Below are 13,351 nucleotides of genomic sequence, written 5' to 3'. Positions count from 1 at the left end.
CGGTAAACCCATGCCTTTTCCTTCTCTCACCCGCTAAGAACAGAAACTCCGGAGAAAATAACCACTTACTTAAAGGCAGCAAGGGCGTCAGCTTCGCTGTCGTAAATCTCAAAGAAACTGGTCAGCTTTGTAAGTTCAAAAACCTTGCGCACAGAAGCGTACACATTGATAAGTTTCAGAGCGCCTCCCACCTTCTTCAAGTTCGAAAGACTGGAAATCAACACTCCAATCCCCGAGCTATCAATATAGCTCACCTTGTCCAGGTTAATGATGATGTTGACCTTGCCCTTATTGATCTCATCCTTAATCTTGTCTTTGATCTCAGGAGCATTGTAGAGGTCAATCTCACCCTTGATGTCAAAGATAACCACATCCCCTGTTTCTCTGCGGTTTATTTCCATACCAGCCTCCTCCAATTTTTCTCTTATATTATACGCTATTTTGCTTTTAAAATCAAGAGAGTTTCATCATCATGTTGCGGCGCAGTCCCTACAAACTTATTTACCTCTTCGAGGACCTTATTCGCAATCTCTCTCGCCGACTCACGTCTGTAGGTACGGATAACGTTTTGCAACCGCTCCATACCAAACTCCTCATGCTGCAAATTCATAGCCTCGGTAATACCATCAGTATACAGAACCGCAATATCCCCACTCTCCAGCGTCACAAAATCCTGTCCATAATTCACCTCGGGCATAATACCCACTGGCATACCCTCTGTATCCAGAAATTGAAAGGTATCCTCAGAAGCTCTATAAAGAACAAGAGGGCCATGTCCCGCGTTCGTATAATTCATCAAACCTTTTTCCGCATCATACAAAAGATAAAAACCAGTAGCATACCTATCTTCTACAATTTCCTGTGCAATCGTATTATTCAAACGTTCAAGAATATGCTTCGTTTCTGCATCCAGAGATGCCACTGTTCGCAAAATACTTCGAATCATCACCATGATGAGCGCCGCAGGCACACCCTTACCAGAAACATCAAACATCGTCATGGCTATCTTATTATTTCCAAAGTCAATATAGTCGTAGTAATCACCTCCCACTCCCTTGGCAGGAATAGAGAAGCCATACAATTCATATTTATCCGTATCAGGAAAAGAATGTGGAACCAGAGAACTCTGAATCTCTCCCGCCACACCAATCTCTTTTTCTGCCTGTTTCTTCTCCAAAACCTCCTGATACATCTGAATCTGCTGAATGTTAATTGCAGCCTGTTCGGCCAGTGTTTCCACAAGGCTCAAATCATTTACAAGAAAAGATCTTGCATCATCGATCACAGTGAGCACACCAAAAACATTGTCTCTGGCTTTTAATGGCACCGCTATAAACGATGTCACAACCATATACTCTTTCACAGGCTGAACATAACGGCTTGAACGAAGAGCATCAGGGATATAAATAGATTCTCCCTCCTCCATCACCTGTCCCAGCAAACCCTCACCGATAGCAATCCTCTCAAGTTTAAATTTTTCTACCAGCATGGATTCAGTAACTGCCATGCCATCGCCTATTTTAAAAGGTTTCGTTGGAGGATATACGCCACTCACATATTTTGCCTGCAAGCGATTCGTTACCGCATCCTTAAGAAGCAACGCTCCACCCCTTGCATTGGTTCCACGTACGGCCGCATCCACAATCCGCTTCACCACCACATCCAGATCAAGTTCTCCAGACCCCACGATAGCACTAATATCTCTCATCAGCTGGATAATAATATCCTTTTCTTTGTCCAGGTTTTGGACCTTGGCCTCGAGATCCGCCACAAATTCCCTCTGAACACCAAAAGAGAAAACTGCCATAGCAACAACACTCAACCATGGAAGAACAAGCCAACCCTTCATCGAATAATAAGCAACAAGAATCGAAAATAAATGAAAAACCATTTCCGTTACAATATACGCCAAAAGGATTGGTCTATAGCGATAGATAGGTTTTAACAGATCTATCGTATATCCATAGATAGAACCAAGGCTCAACCACAGCCAGATGAGCAGAGCAATTCTCCATGCTCCCAAGAAAAAACGGCCACCAAAGCCGAGTAAAAACCTATCAAGAAATTCACTCCCAAGACTAAATCCCTCAACAGGTTGTCCCAGCCCCACAACCAACAAAACCAAGGTTGTCACAATCAGGAGAGCAAACTGGACTCCAAAGAAAATACGGCGTCCCTTTGTTTTCTTTCTCTCGGCCTCAGCCTTCTCAAGGATAAAAAACCTGCTCACAAAAACAATAAATCCTGTCTCAACAACATGCCACACAAGATAACGCCAGTTGTAAAAATTGAGGTAAAGAGGATTTACCACTGTCTGCTCAATGTTAGAAATACCCACCTGTTGTTTCACAAAAGAAACATCCAACAAACCTATTAAGCTATAAAGAAGAGATTTTAAAAACACAAAAGTAAAAAACCAAAACAAAAACTTAAACAGTCTCTCTTTGTAGCTTTCAGCCTGTACCGCCATCACCAAAGCAAAGAAAAATGCTATAACCAGCGGTACCCCAAAATAGAGATTAAGCTGCATTCCAGGCCTCCTCAAATCTCACCCTAATATCCTAAGATAAATTTTAATTTTGTCAAGTCTTTTTGTGTAAAATCTTTTTCACGTATAAAATACAAATCCTCTTTTTCAGGATAATCCAAGTTGCTTCCGGGCATAACTGCCTCCAGCACACTTTCATTTTTGTTCACTGACTTAACATTTAGACGAAGTACAGATTGCAGGGATCGTCTCTCAAAACCAATCCATGTTTCCCCTGCTTTTACTCCCTGGAGAGAGCCCGCAGCTAAAACATACTGACGCCTCGTCTGTTCTACCTTCAAAAGGTAGATATCTGGAAAAACACCATCCATCCACGTAACAATGCGCCACACGGTATCCCTCATCGTCTTCTGATCAAAAGGGAAAACCTGCTCAGCCAGCGTCGACGCATTCCCATCCACTACCTCTACCTGCACTTGATTTCTCGATGGATGAAGTTTTACCCGCACAAAAAAATCGTAGCCTTTTGCTCGTAAAAGAGACAACAACTCTTTTGTGCTTTCTACTTTTCGGAAATCACCCCCTGAAAACTTAAATTTTAAAAAAAATCCCGAGTATTCAAGAAGAAGGTGTTGCCCGACTTCTGCCATATTTAAAAAATCGCTATCAAAAATCACATAACCTTTATATTGATGCATTATCGGCTTATTGATCACTATATTCTTTCTTGCTATCTCCCAGTCATAACGTGCCAGTTTATCCCGAATCTTGAGATCATAATGAAAGCGTTTCAAAATCTGAAGCTCTTCATATGCCTCTGACCACATACCACGACTCTCATAAAACTCAATGAGATCCATCCTGGCATTCTTAAGGTAAGGATCAAGCAACAAAGCTTTTCTCAAGAGAACAAAAAACAACTTAAGATCCCCCTGAAGTTTCACCCTCTGAGCTTGCGCATACACCTTCAGAGCCTCATTTTGACGAACATCGTTTGTCACTTCTTGATTTTGAATAAGGTATGTTTGATATCCCAACTCGTAGAACTGATCCTTTGGAGCAAGCTTCTGCACCCTCTGGTAATAACTCAAAGCCTTTTCTTTATCTTTCACCCCATAAGCTAAAGCCATTTTGTATGCAAGAAGAGCTTCCTCTGTAGGAGCATGGTAAACCTTTTCTTTCTCAAGCCACTCGTACTGAACCAAGGCATCAGAAAACAGACCTAGAGCAAGAAAAGCATCTGCCAGGACAGCCCTCCCCGAAACAAAATGGTCAAAAAGCTCAATTGCCCCTTTCAGTACCTGAACTGCTTTTTCATACTGACCTGTACGAAAATAAAAATCCCCCAGAGCAAAGTGTGTCTCTCTTTTCCGAGGTTCCATCTGCAAAGCCTTTGCAAAGGCTGCCTCTGCATTTTTATTGTCCCCTTTTGCTTGATAATACCTCCCCAGGATGAGAAAATTCTGCCAATCATCAACATCGTACCTTAGAGCACGTTGCACAGACTGATAAGCGAGAGAAAGCCGATTCTGGAGCACATACAACAGACTAAGTTCACGGTGAGCCGCCGCTAATGCCGGATACTGTTTCAAAATATCCTGATAAAGCTTCTCCGCCTTTGTATATTCTTTCATCTCCCGATAACTATTGGCCAGAAGAATCATACTCTCGGTATCCTGGCGGTTATAACGCAAAGCCTGTTCCGCTGCATTTGCAGCTTCAGCATATTGCTGAAGGGCATAATGCACCATCGCAAGATACCGATAAGCATCTCCATACGAAGGATTATTCCTGAGTATCGTTCTAATATAATCAAGTGCCTCCAGATATGACTCATTTTCATATGCCTGTCTAGCCAATGACAATCTCTCAACCTCTGATGACTGGGCAAAGAGACTCCCCCCAATCAAACAGAAAAGCATCCACCCTACCAGCCAATACCTCATCATTCCTCTCCGTCCATACTATGATCCGACTGAACCCCAAGCTGCACTTCAAGGGTAGTAAGCTCTGTGTTTATTTTGTCTCTTACCTCTCTGGAAAGGTTTAAAAGAATTTCTGGGGTGTCTTTTTTCTTCTTGCCTAGACCGTAGACCTTACTCAAAATTCGTTTTACTTCTTCATATACCTTGATTTTTTCGTAAGGATCTTCTATAAAAACACTCATTTTATATTTTAACATCCCTAAAATATACAAAACCCCCTGATACCCATAATTGTGATCCGTATCCGGTCCTAAATTTTTGCAAGACTCCAGCGGCTCGATTGCCTTTGCCTGACGATCCATGGCCAGCTCATAAAACTCGGCTGCTTTTTTATAAAAGATTTCGCTGAGTTCCTGGTAGCGATTATCCTTCGTCTGCTCATAAAGATCCCGCATAAGCCAGGCCGTCCGAAGAGAATAGATCCCTCTCTTAATAGTGGGGGAAAACTTTCGAGGTTCAAAAAAACCATACGAAGAAATTGCCAGGATATAACTTGCTGTTCCCGCAACCAGATCCCGTTTCATGGTATAATCAGGGATACGCCCAAAAATTTTCACTATATACTTGGCACGAACATCTCGATACTCTGCTACTTTAGACACCATTTTCGGCGGTAATTTTTCAAAATCTTCATCCGCTGAGGCAAATAAACAATTAGGACATACCGTAACTGGATAAATTAAAGGATTAATCGCACCATATTTCTGAGTTGGAATATAAAGGCGTCGAAGTTCTTCTGTAAGCTTTCCTGCATTTAACCTTCCCCGCCCGGTCAGGAGTTCTTCTCTGTGAAAATTGGTTCCACACACAGGACAGGTAATTTCTTCCTTGGAAAAAAAGGTTACATCTTCGGGCATACCTTAAAACCTCAGAGAAAAAAACACCCAGAGAGATTGTGGTACCAAAATAACCGCCATAAAGATGACTACCATGAGCCCAATCAAAATCCATGGATTTACCATCTTTTGCATGAAAAACTCCTATATATAAATATCAGGCACTTCAAAAATCTCAGAAAAAACCTCGTCTTCCTCCCCCGTCCAATCCCGGGGCACCACTTTTAAAACAAAAGAATACTCATGTTTGCAAAGCGATGTACTCACTCGAAGCACAAACGTAAACTCCTGTGTTTTCTGTTCACTGGCTACAAGTGGCATGGGGGCAAAAGCATACCACCCACCCTCATCCGATCGAATATGATACGGATTATACCACTTGGCATAATAACTGGGCTGAATGCTGCCATCACGCAAAAGTATCACCTCTCCCTCTTCAATCGGGGCCATCGTACGTCCATCCAGCACACGACCATAGATCCTCGGGAAAAAATAATACCACTGACCAACATCCAGATTTTGTATTGTTTCTTGACCCTTCTCCACAGAACGTGAAACAATCTTCAAGGCTTGAGAAATCAAAACCAAGATATCAGCCAAAAACTGAGGATCACTATCATATTTTTGCAACATGTACACAAAACCCCGTCCACTTGTTGTATAAAGGGGTCGCATCCTATTGAGGACATAGGCAGCCATTTCTATCTTTTGTTCGTGAGAAAGCCTGCCTTCTTTGCTCTCTTCAATCTCCTCAATCATCCGCCACACGATATCTTCAAGGATATTTTTTAATTCTCCCATAGAAACTCCTGTTTATATACTTTAAGCCCAAAACCAAAAAAAGTCAAGAATTCGAATTGCTTCATAATAAAAGTACTCGAAAAGGGAACGCTATTGCAAAATAAAAAAGTACTTTAAATTTGTGTAAAATAATCCAGTTCATGGCTCGACAAGCTCGCCAACCGTGGCTCGACAGGCTCGCCAACCGGAATTGGGTTGGCGATGTTTGAAAAAAGACCTATTGACAGGGAAACGGCGAAATGATATGCTGAGCTTGTCGAAGCAGAGTATCAAAAAGCCAGCAAAAAGGAGAAAAAGGAGATACTGGATTACTTTGTGAGGATAACAGGTTTAAAAAACCGAAACTATGCCGCCAGGCTCTTGAGGCAGCACGGAAACAAAAACTCGGACAAAACAGCATGAAATTTTCAAGTACTTTTATTTATGAGGCAATGATTCGAATTTCACGTACTTTTTTATTTGACGCAACGGGAAAAGAAGGCATTGTCTCTTTACTTACCAAAAAAAGTAAAAAATGAGAAATAAAAAAACAAAAGAAATTTCTTCAAAATACAGAACACAACCTCTCGCATGATTCATTCCCCCTCTAGACAACAATATATTCTATTATTGAAATATAATTTTATTGAAATATTTTGTTAATAACATATAAATACCCATATCTTCCTTGTAAGAAATTTTCCAGGACGATAAACGTAAAAAGCCTTTTTTCGAGACACAGGACAAGGTTGCAGCATTTTCTTAACACATCCTTACGAAAATGAAAAGCTCCATAAAAAACGAAAAAATTTCACTTTGGTTAGACATTCTCTTTTAAAGACAGGAAAGCATGTTCGGAGTTTGCCAGGTATTACGAAAGATGCTCCAAAAACTTTTACTTTACAATATCCTTTTCTCCTACAACCTTTACTCCATGCTTCCGGAGAAGCTTCTCCACAGCTTCGGGAGCCTCAAATCGAAGAATAAGCACCACCTCGTTCTCAAAACAAGAAACCAGCGTATACATGTACTCGATATTTACCTTGTTCTCATGAAGAATTCCAAGGATATTGGCTAGTTCCCCGGGCCGATCTGGCAAAGACACCGCCACCACCTCAGTGAAACGAACAGAATATCCTGCTGTCTTTAAAGCATTGAGAGCTTTGTCAGGCTTATCTACAATCAGCCTCAATACCCCAAAGTCTTTGGTGTCTGCAACAGACAACGCTCGCAGATCCACCCCCTCAGAAGCAAGAAACTTTGTCACCTCATAGAGTCTTCCCTCTTTATTTTCCAAAAAGACAGAGATCTGCCTTACCATACTTCCCTCCTACAGCTTTCTATTATCAATGATACGTTTTGCTTTGCCTTCACTACGTTCAATAGTTCGAGGTTCAACTAATTTCACCATCACAGAAATACCCAGCACATTTTGGATCTCATGGCGAATCTTTTGCTCTATCGTCTCTAAACCTTTAATCTCATCGGAAAACACTCTGTCATTTACCTCAACCATTACCGTGAGTACATCAAGGTTATTTTCCCTATCCACAATAAGCACATAATGAGGGGATGCCTCTTCCACCTGTACCAGTACCTCTTCAATCTGAGAGGGGAACACATTCACCCCACGAATAATAAGCATGTCATCAGTTCTCCCCATAATACGATCAATCCTTGGATATGTTCGACCACAAGCACATTCCCCCACAAGAAAACGTGTGAGATCTCTTGTTCGGTAGCGTATGAGAGGAATACCCTCCTTTGTCAAGGTCGTTATCACCAGTTCCCCTTGCTCTCCTGGAGCCACAGGCTCACCCGTAGCAGGATTAAGAATCTCGGGATAAAAATGATCATCATAGATATGGAGCCCTTTTTGTTCCAGACATTCACAAGCCACACCAGGACCAATGATTTCAGAAAGACCATAAATATTTATAGCTTTGATAGGAAGCATTCTCTCTATCTCATCCCTCATCGCCTCACTCCACGGTTCAGCTCCGAAAAGCCCATACTTGAGATTGAGTTTGTGTAAATTGAGCCCTTTTTTGTGCGCTTCTTCTGCGAGATACAATGAATACGAAGGGGTACAGGTGATTATGTCAGGACCAAAATCTTCAAGAACTAGAAGTTGTCTCGCTGTATTTCCTCCGGAGATAGGGATAACGGTTGCTCCAATCCTTTCAGCACCATAGTGTACTCCCAACCCCCCGGTAAAAAGTCCATAACCATACGCATTCTGAATGATAGAATGCTTCGTTGCCCCGGCAGAAACAAGCGATCGTGCCATCACCTCGGACCACAGGGCAATATCTGATGCTGTATACCCCACCACTGTAGGCTTCCCTGTCGTTCCACTGGATGCGTGAATACGAACAATTTTTTCCATAGGAACAGCAAAAAGCCCATAGGGATAATTATCTCTCAAATCGGTTTTTGTCGTCATCGGCAGTAGACGAATATCCTCAAGAGAACGTATATCTCTCGGATGTACCCCCTTTTCATCAAACTTTTTTTTATAAAAAGGCACATGATCATACACATACCAGACCAATTCCTTTAGTCTGTACAACTGAAGGGAAGCCCTCACAGAAACATCCATGGTCTCGTCCTTCTGATTCCAATAGACATGGGAATTTTTCATCCCCAACCTCCTTCGTTTATAGTTTCTCCTTTAAAAACTTTCTTCCAACATCCTTTCCTAACGAGAAAGCCTTTTTATTTACCTCGAGATAATCAGGTTTAATCATCGAAGCAAGCACTTCCATCCAGTGTTTCTCCTCTACTTCGGGTAAAAAACACGAGAGTACTCCAAGAAAGAGCGTATTGGTCACCCTCGGATTACCAGCTTCACGAGACAATGATTCGGCTTCAATCATGAGCAATTGTCCTACACACCGAAAAAGATCATCCCTCTGAGGCGGATAAGACATCTGCCCTGTTTTCACAGGAATTGGTTCAATTTGCTGCGTACTGATCAATCCTATACCACCTTTTTTGAGAAAAGGAAGATATCGAAGTCCTTCCAGATACTCAAAAGCCATAAGAATATCCGCTTCGCCCTGACTCACCACAGGTGAGAATACCTTGTCGCCCCACCGAACAAAACTCACCACAGAACCCTCACGCTGACTCATTCCATGTATTTCGTTTTTCTTCACTTCATAACCAGCACGAAAAAGGACTTCTGAAAGAACATCCGAAGCGAGAACAATCCCCTGTCCGCCAACACCACATACAACCACACTCTTCACATTCATATCTTTATCCCCCACGGTTCCACAACTTATTTAACTTTGGCTGTGCGATAACACAAACCCCATCCACAATGATAACCGAAGGTCCCTCGGCTATCAATTCTTCTTCTATAACTGCTTTTAACCTTTCCCGATCATAGGCAGAAACCTTAACCACCCGTTCCACTCCCAGTCCCCGCACCACCTTTTCAATATCCACATAAGGCGTTGTCTGAGCATAGGCATTCACACGACTTGCCGGGTTTGGTTGATGGCCCGTCATAGCAGTAATATGATTGTCCAGAACCAACAGTTTCATCGGAATCTTGTTGTACACTGCATTGACCACGTGGGTCATTGCCGAATGAAAAAACGTCGAATCCCCCACCACACCAACGCTACGAACATGTTCACCTTGCCTCATTGCAGCCTTTTTGAATCCCGCTTCCACTCCTGCACCAGCCCCCATACATATACACGTATCCATAGCACTATAGGGAGTAAAAGCCCCAAGAGTATAACACCCTATATCTCCCCATACGGTAAGTTCCATGTCCCGCAAAACCTCAAATACGGGAATATGAGAGCATCCCTGACACATCTTTGGAGGACGGGCGGGAAGTTTTTCCTCCACAAGACACGAGATCTCTACCGGTAGCCCAAAAGCTTTACGAAGAACATCCGGTGTAAGCTCTCCACACCAGGGGATCTCCCCCTTTCCTCTTCTTACAGAGATTCCCAGGGATCTTACTTCCTCTTCGATAAGAGGATCCAACTCCTCTACTACCCACAATTCTTCCACAGAACTAGCAAAATCCTGAATTTTTTTCACAGGAAGAGGATACATGCCTATCTTCATCACCGGTACATCGGGGAATACCTCTTTAACATGGTGATAAACTAGCCCATGGGTCAGTATCCCAACCCGTCGATTCATTTCCTGGCTATCTACAATATTGCCTGAAAAGGTCTCAGAAAACTCACGAAGTTTCTGGAATCGCTCCACAGCAAGGGGATGTCTGTGTATAGCATTAGCCGGCGCCATAACGTATTTCCGAATGTCTTTTTGATAAGAGAACAGGGGCATTTGAGAAGGTGGTTCATCACACCATACGGGGGTACGGGTGTGTGACACACGAGTCACCAACCGAAGAATTAACGGCACCTCAAACCTTTCGGAAATCTCAAACCCTAAACGCACAAAATCTTTTGCTTCTTGACTATCTGAGGGCTCAAGAATGGGAAGAAACCCAAATTTACCCCAATGTCTACTATCCTGTTCATTCTGTGAGGAATGCATCCCCGGATCATCCGCCACCGCAATCACCAACCCAGCATTCACACCTGTAAAGGCAAGCGTCATTAAAGGATCTGCCGCCACATTAAGGCCTACATGTTTCATGGTAACCAATGAACGTACTCCTTTAAGAGATGCGCCTATCGCCACCTCAAGAGCCACCTTTTCATTCACACTCCATTCACACACGACATCAGCATATTTTTCCACAAGAGTAGCGATAATCTCCGAACTGGGTGTACCGGGATAGCCTGTTGCTATACCGGCGCCTGCCTCATAAGCCCCCCTCGCGACCGCTTCATTTCCAGATAACAAAACTCTCATATCTTACTCTCGCTCAAAACCCAACCACAACCCAAGCAAAACCATGACAATCCCCCCAACAATCGTTGCTACAGAGATCAGCGCATACCATCCCTCATAATTCAGCTTAATAAAAGAGACCAAGAAAAAACCAAAATACATCAAAAAAACGCCAATACCTACCATAATCCAGTTTTGAAGAAGCATTTTACTCTGTCGCATCTTCTCCTCCTTGTTTTTTCATCTGATAAGTATAAAGCACCTGCGTAGGATAGGCAAATTCTATACCTTTTTCTTGAAAAACCTCCATCATCCTCTGAAGAATCGCCTGCTTCACATCCATATGTATTCCAAAATCGTTACTCTCTACCCAATAGACACATTCAAAATCTAAACTATAATCCCCAAGATTGTCAAAATGACAGCGATCAAACGTCGCCTGATCTTGGGCATCAATAATCTCTTTAAGAAGGGAGGGAATTTCTTTGAGTTTTTCAAGCGCTGTTTCATACACAACACCAAATTTGATCACAACACGCCTTCGTTCCATATGCCGATAATTATGTAACCTCATAGAGGTAAGCTCTCGATTGGGAACAATGAGAAGCTCCCCCGAAAGACTCCGAATACGCGTAGAACGGAGACCAATATACTCCACCGTTCCCTTGTTCTCTGCATCAATCACCAAAAAATCTCCAACCTCAAAAGGCTTATCAAGAAAAATAGAGATAAAGGCAAAAAGATCCCCCAGTACCGATTGAGCAGCAAACGCCCCGGCAATACCACCAATACCAAGACCCGCCAGGATCGTGTTAATCTTCACACCAACATTATCCAGGATGATAAAAAACGCCACAATCCACAAAAAAAGCCGTAACACTCCCCAGATACTCTTTACAAAACCATCATGAAATTTCTCATCACGATCAGGTGCTTTATAATACCAATACTCTCGAAACGCTACCTCCAAAATTCTTGACACAATAATGGTAAGCTCTACCCCAATACCAATCACACATACCCTCTGGAGAAAGACAAGCCACCTCTCAGGCAAAGAAGCTGAAGAGGAAAACGCAAGCCCTACGGCAAATATCACAATCCCAACCGTTTGCTTACGAAATCCCTGCTTGCGAAGTTTGCCTTTATCATGAAGTTTCCACCTGCGCAGGATCCACACCTTCAAAAGCCAATCAAAACCAAGACTTAAAACAAGACCCAACAAAAACAGTCCCCCGAGAAAAAGATACCTCCAGAGAGGTACACCTAAAATCAAAAGATCCATACCCATCCCCATCACAAGAGATTTTTCCACATAGCTATCCAATCGGAAGCCGGCACGTCAGCAGGGTTAGCCTTCATACTCGAACTGGTAGAAAGCCTCACAATCTCCACCGGGTCGAGGGCAAGATTCCAGCGCCGAAAATCTGTATCTACACCGAGCATCTTTTTCCACTGAGAAAGAAAATGGACAAACCCTTCACTTCCTCCGTGGTGTTTTACTAGCGCAAGCATCTCATATCTCTCAGTATAGCGTCTATTTACCTCTACCACATGATCAAGAATTATCCCGCACACCCTTCCATGGGGAATATCTGTCATACCTCCTAGTGTCGCAGCAAAGCCGTGTACCGATCCCAGCCCTCCATTTGCCAATGCCATCCCTCCCGCGTTACTTGCGACAAGAAGCTTCTCTCGTGCTTCTCTATCCTCAGGATGTTCTTTCAAACAAGAAAGTCCCTCAATAATATCTCCAAGAAATCGATCAGCTAAAGCAAGAGCAAAAGGGTGAAATTTCTTGCTTACCGCAGCCTCCAACAGATGGGTAAAGGCATCAAGTCCGGCATTTACCGTTACTTCCCAGGGCTGCGAAAGGGTAAGAGCTGGATCAAGAAAGACACCCTGAGACCAGAGCATATCATGGCGCAAGGAACGTTTTACCCTTTTTTCAGGAACAATTATGACCGAATTCTTGGTAGATTCTGATCCTGTTCCTGCTGTCGTCGGAACTCCAACCCAGGGAAGAGGTTGAGAAAAAAGCTTTTTCGTTCCTACCTCTTCGAGGTAGTCTCCCACACTCCCAGGATGAACCACCATAGCAGCTACAGCCTTGGCTGTATCAAGGACAGTTCCACCCCCAATACCTACTATCCCATCCGGTTGATACGCTTTCACCCTCATGGTAAGCTCATCCACCTGGGGAACCGTTGGTTCACCACCCCTCACTACAAAAGCCTCAACCTCTAATCCATAATCATGAGCCACCTCTTGCCAGTGCGACCACTCCCTTTGGAGAAAGTGAGAGCCCATACACACAGCCCACCGTTTTCCTCGAAAAGAAAGAAATGAGAGAAGCTCACTGTGTGTACACCCCCATCCAAAAAACACAGGAGGGGTCCGCCACTGCCAGTTATCCATAATCCCTCCTT

12 protein-coding genes are annotated in these 13,351 nt (G+C 43.2%); all 12 read right to left on the bottom strand.

All coding sequences use genetic code 11. The features are described 5' to 3' along the window. Positions 1-65: 65 nt before the first annotated feature. Entirely contained in the window at positions 66-401 is a 336-nt protein-coding gene (locus tag KDW03_RS08375; RefSeq protein ID WP_271434632.1) for an STAS domain-containing protein, read from the bottom strand. Between the two features lie 35 nt (positions 402-436). Then, positions 437-2,530 carry a GAF domain-containing SpoIIE family protein phosphatase gene (locus KDW03_RS08370; protein ID WP_271434631.1) on the bottom strand — a complete coding sequence of 698 codons (2,094 nt, stop codon included), beginning with the start codon at positions 2,528-2,530 and terminating at the stop codon, positions 437-439. 23 nt (positions 2,531-2,553) lie between these two features. Next, positions 2,554-4,434, bottom strand: coding sequence for a tetratricopeptide repeat protein (locus tag KDW03_RS08365; RefSeq protein WP_271434630.1), 1,881 nt, complete (start codon positions 4,432-4,434; stop codon positions 2,554-2,556). Next, entirely contained in the window at positions 4,434-5,330 is an 897-nt protein-coding gene (locus KDW03_RS08360; protein ID WP_271434629.1) for a DUF2225 domain-containing protein, read from the bottom strand. The genes KDW03_RS08365 and KDW03_RS08360 overlap by 1 nt, the downstream gene beginning before the upstream one ends. Positions 5,331-5,453: 123 nt before the next feature. After that, the gene (locus KDW03_RS08355; RefSeq protein ID WP_271434628.1) at positions 5,454-6,110 is read right to left on the bottom strand and encodes a late competence development ComFB family protein; all 657 of its coding nucleotides are present in this window, start codon (positions 6,108-6,110) and stop codon (positions 5,454-5,456) included. Between the two features lie 874 nt (positions 6,111-6,984). Then, entirely contained in the window at positions 6,985-7,410 is a 426-nt protein-coding gene (locus KDW03_RS08350; protein WP_271434627.1) for an amino acid-binding protein, read from the bottom strand. A gap of 9 nt (positions 7,411-7,419) precedes the next feature. Next, on the bottom strand, positions 7,420-8,733 hold the full coding sequence (locus tag KDW03_RS08345; protein WP_271434626.1) for a phenylacetate--CoA ligase family protein: 1,314 nt from the start codon (positions 8,731-8,733) through the stop codon (positions 7,420-7,422). Between the two features lie 16 nt (positions 8,734-8,749). Further along, positions 8,750-9,349, bottom strand: a complete 600-nt coding sequence (locus KDW03_RS08340; RefSeq protein ID WP_271434625.1) for an indolepyruvate oxidoreductase subunit beta — start codon at positions 9,347-9,349, stop codon at positions 8,750-8,752. A gap of 4 nt (positions 9,350-9,353) precedes the next feature. Next, the gene (locus KDW03_RS08335; RefSeq protein ID WP_271434624.1) at positions 9,354-10,946 is read right to left on the bottom strand and encodes a thiamine pyrophosphate-dependent enzyme; all 1,593 of its coding nucleotides are present in this window, start codon (positions 10,944-10,946) and stop codon (positions 9,354-9,356) included. A 3-nt stretch (positions 10,947-10,949) separates the two neighbouring features. Continuing rightward, positions 10,950-11,147 (bottom strand): hypothetical protein, encoded by a 198-nt coding sequence (locus KDW03_RS08330; protein ID WP_271434623.1) that lies wholly within the window; start codon positions 11,145-11,147, stop codon positions 10,950-10,952. Then, on the bottom strand, positions 11,134-12,237 hold the full coding sequence (locus KDW03_RS08325) for a mechanosensitive ion channel family protein (RefSeq protein WP_271434622.1): 1,104 nt from the start codon (positions 12,235-12,237) through the stop codon (positions 11,134-11,136). The genes KDW03_RS08330 and KDW03_RS08325 overlap by 14 nt, the downstream gene beginning before the upstream one ends. Continuing rightward, a complete protein-coding gene (locus KDW03_RS08320; RefSeq protein ID WP_271434621.1) occupies positions 12,219-13,340 on the bottom strand; it encodes an iron-containing alcohol dehydrogenase in 1,122 nt (373 codons plus the stop codon). Before KDW03_RS08320 ends, KDW03_RS08325 begins: the two co-directional genes overlap by 19 nt. Between the last annotated feature and the right edge of the window lie 11 nt (positions 13,341-13,351).

The organism is Thermospira aquatica (assembly GCF_023525255.1).
GTDB classification, from domain to species: Bacteria; Spirochaetota; Brevinematia; order Brevinematales; family Thermospiraceae; genus Thermospira; species Thermospira aquatica.
Note: the sequence above shows the minus strand (reverse complement) of the source record. Positions and strands in the feature narration are given on the sequence as shown.

What these genes read in the sequence shown, in the direction of transcription:
- KDW03_RS08375 (WP_271434632.1), bottom strand. Translation starts at nt 401, where the DNA reads ATGGAAATAAACCGCAGAGAAACAGGGGATGTGGTTATCTTTGACATC.
- KDW03_RS08370 (WP_271434631.1), bottom strand. Translation starts at nt 2,530, where the DNA reads ATGCAGCTTAATCTCTATTTTGGGGTACCGCTGGTTATAGCATTTTTC.
- KDW03_RS08365 (WP_271434630.1), bottom strand. Translation starts at nt 4,434, where the DNA reads ATGAGGTATTGGCTGGTAGGGTGGATGCTTTTCTGTTTGATTGGGGGG.
- KDW03_RS08360 (WP_271434629.1), bottom strand. Translation starts at nt 5,330, where the DNA reads ATGCCCGAAGATGTAACCTTTTTTTCCAAGGAAGAAATTACCTGTCCT.
- KDW03_RS08355 (WP_271434628.1), bottom strand. Translation starts at nt 6,110, where the DNA reads ATGGGAGAATTAAAAAATATCCTTGAAGATATCGTGTGGCGGATGATT.
- KDW03_RS08350 (WP_271434627.1), bottom strand. Translation starts at nt 7,410, where the DNA reads ATGGTAAGGCAGATCTCTGTCTTTTTGGAAAATAAAGAGGGAAGACTC.
- KDW03_RS08345 (WP_271434626.1), bottom strand. Translation starts at nt 8,733, where the DNA reads ATGAAAAATTCCCATGTCTATTGGAATCAGAAGGACGAGACCATGGAT.
- KDW03_RS08340 (WP_271434625.1), bottom strand. Translation starts at nt 9,349, where the DNA reads ATGAATGTGAAGAGTGTGGTTGTATGTGGTGTTGGCGGACAGGGGATT.
- KDW03_RS08335 (WP_271434624.1), bottom strand. Translation starts at nt 10,946, where the DNA reads ATGAGAGTTTTGTTATCTGGAAATGAAGCGGTCGCGAGGGGGGCTTAT.
- KDW03_RS08330 (WP_271434623.1), bottom strand. Translation starts at nt 11,147, where the DNA reads ATGCGACAGAGTAAAATGCTTCTTCAAAACTGGATTATGGTAGGTATT.
- KDW03_RS08320 (WP_271434621.1), bottom strand. Translation starts at nt 13,340, where the DNA reads ATGGATAACTGGCAGTGGCGGACCCCTCCTGTGTTTTTTGGATGGGGG.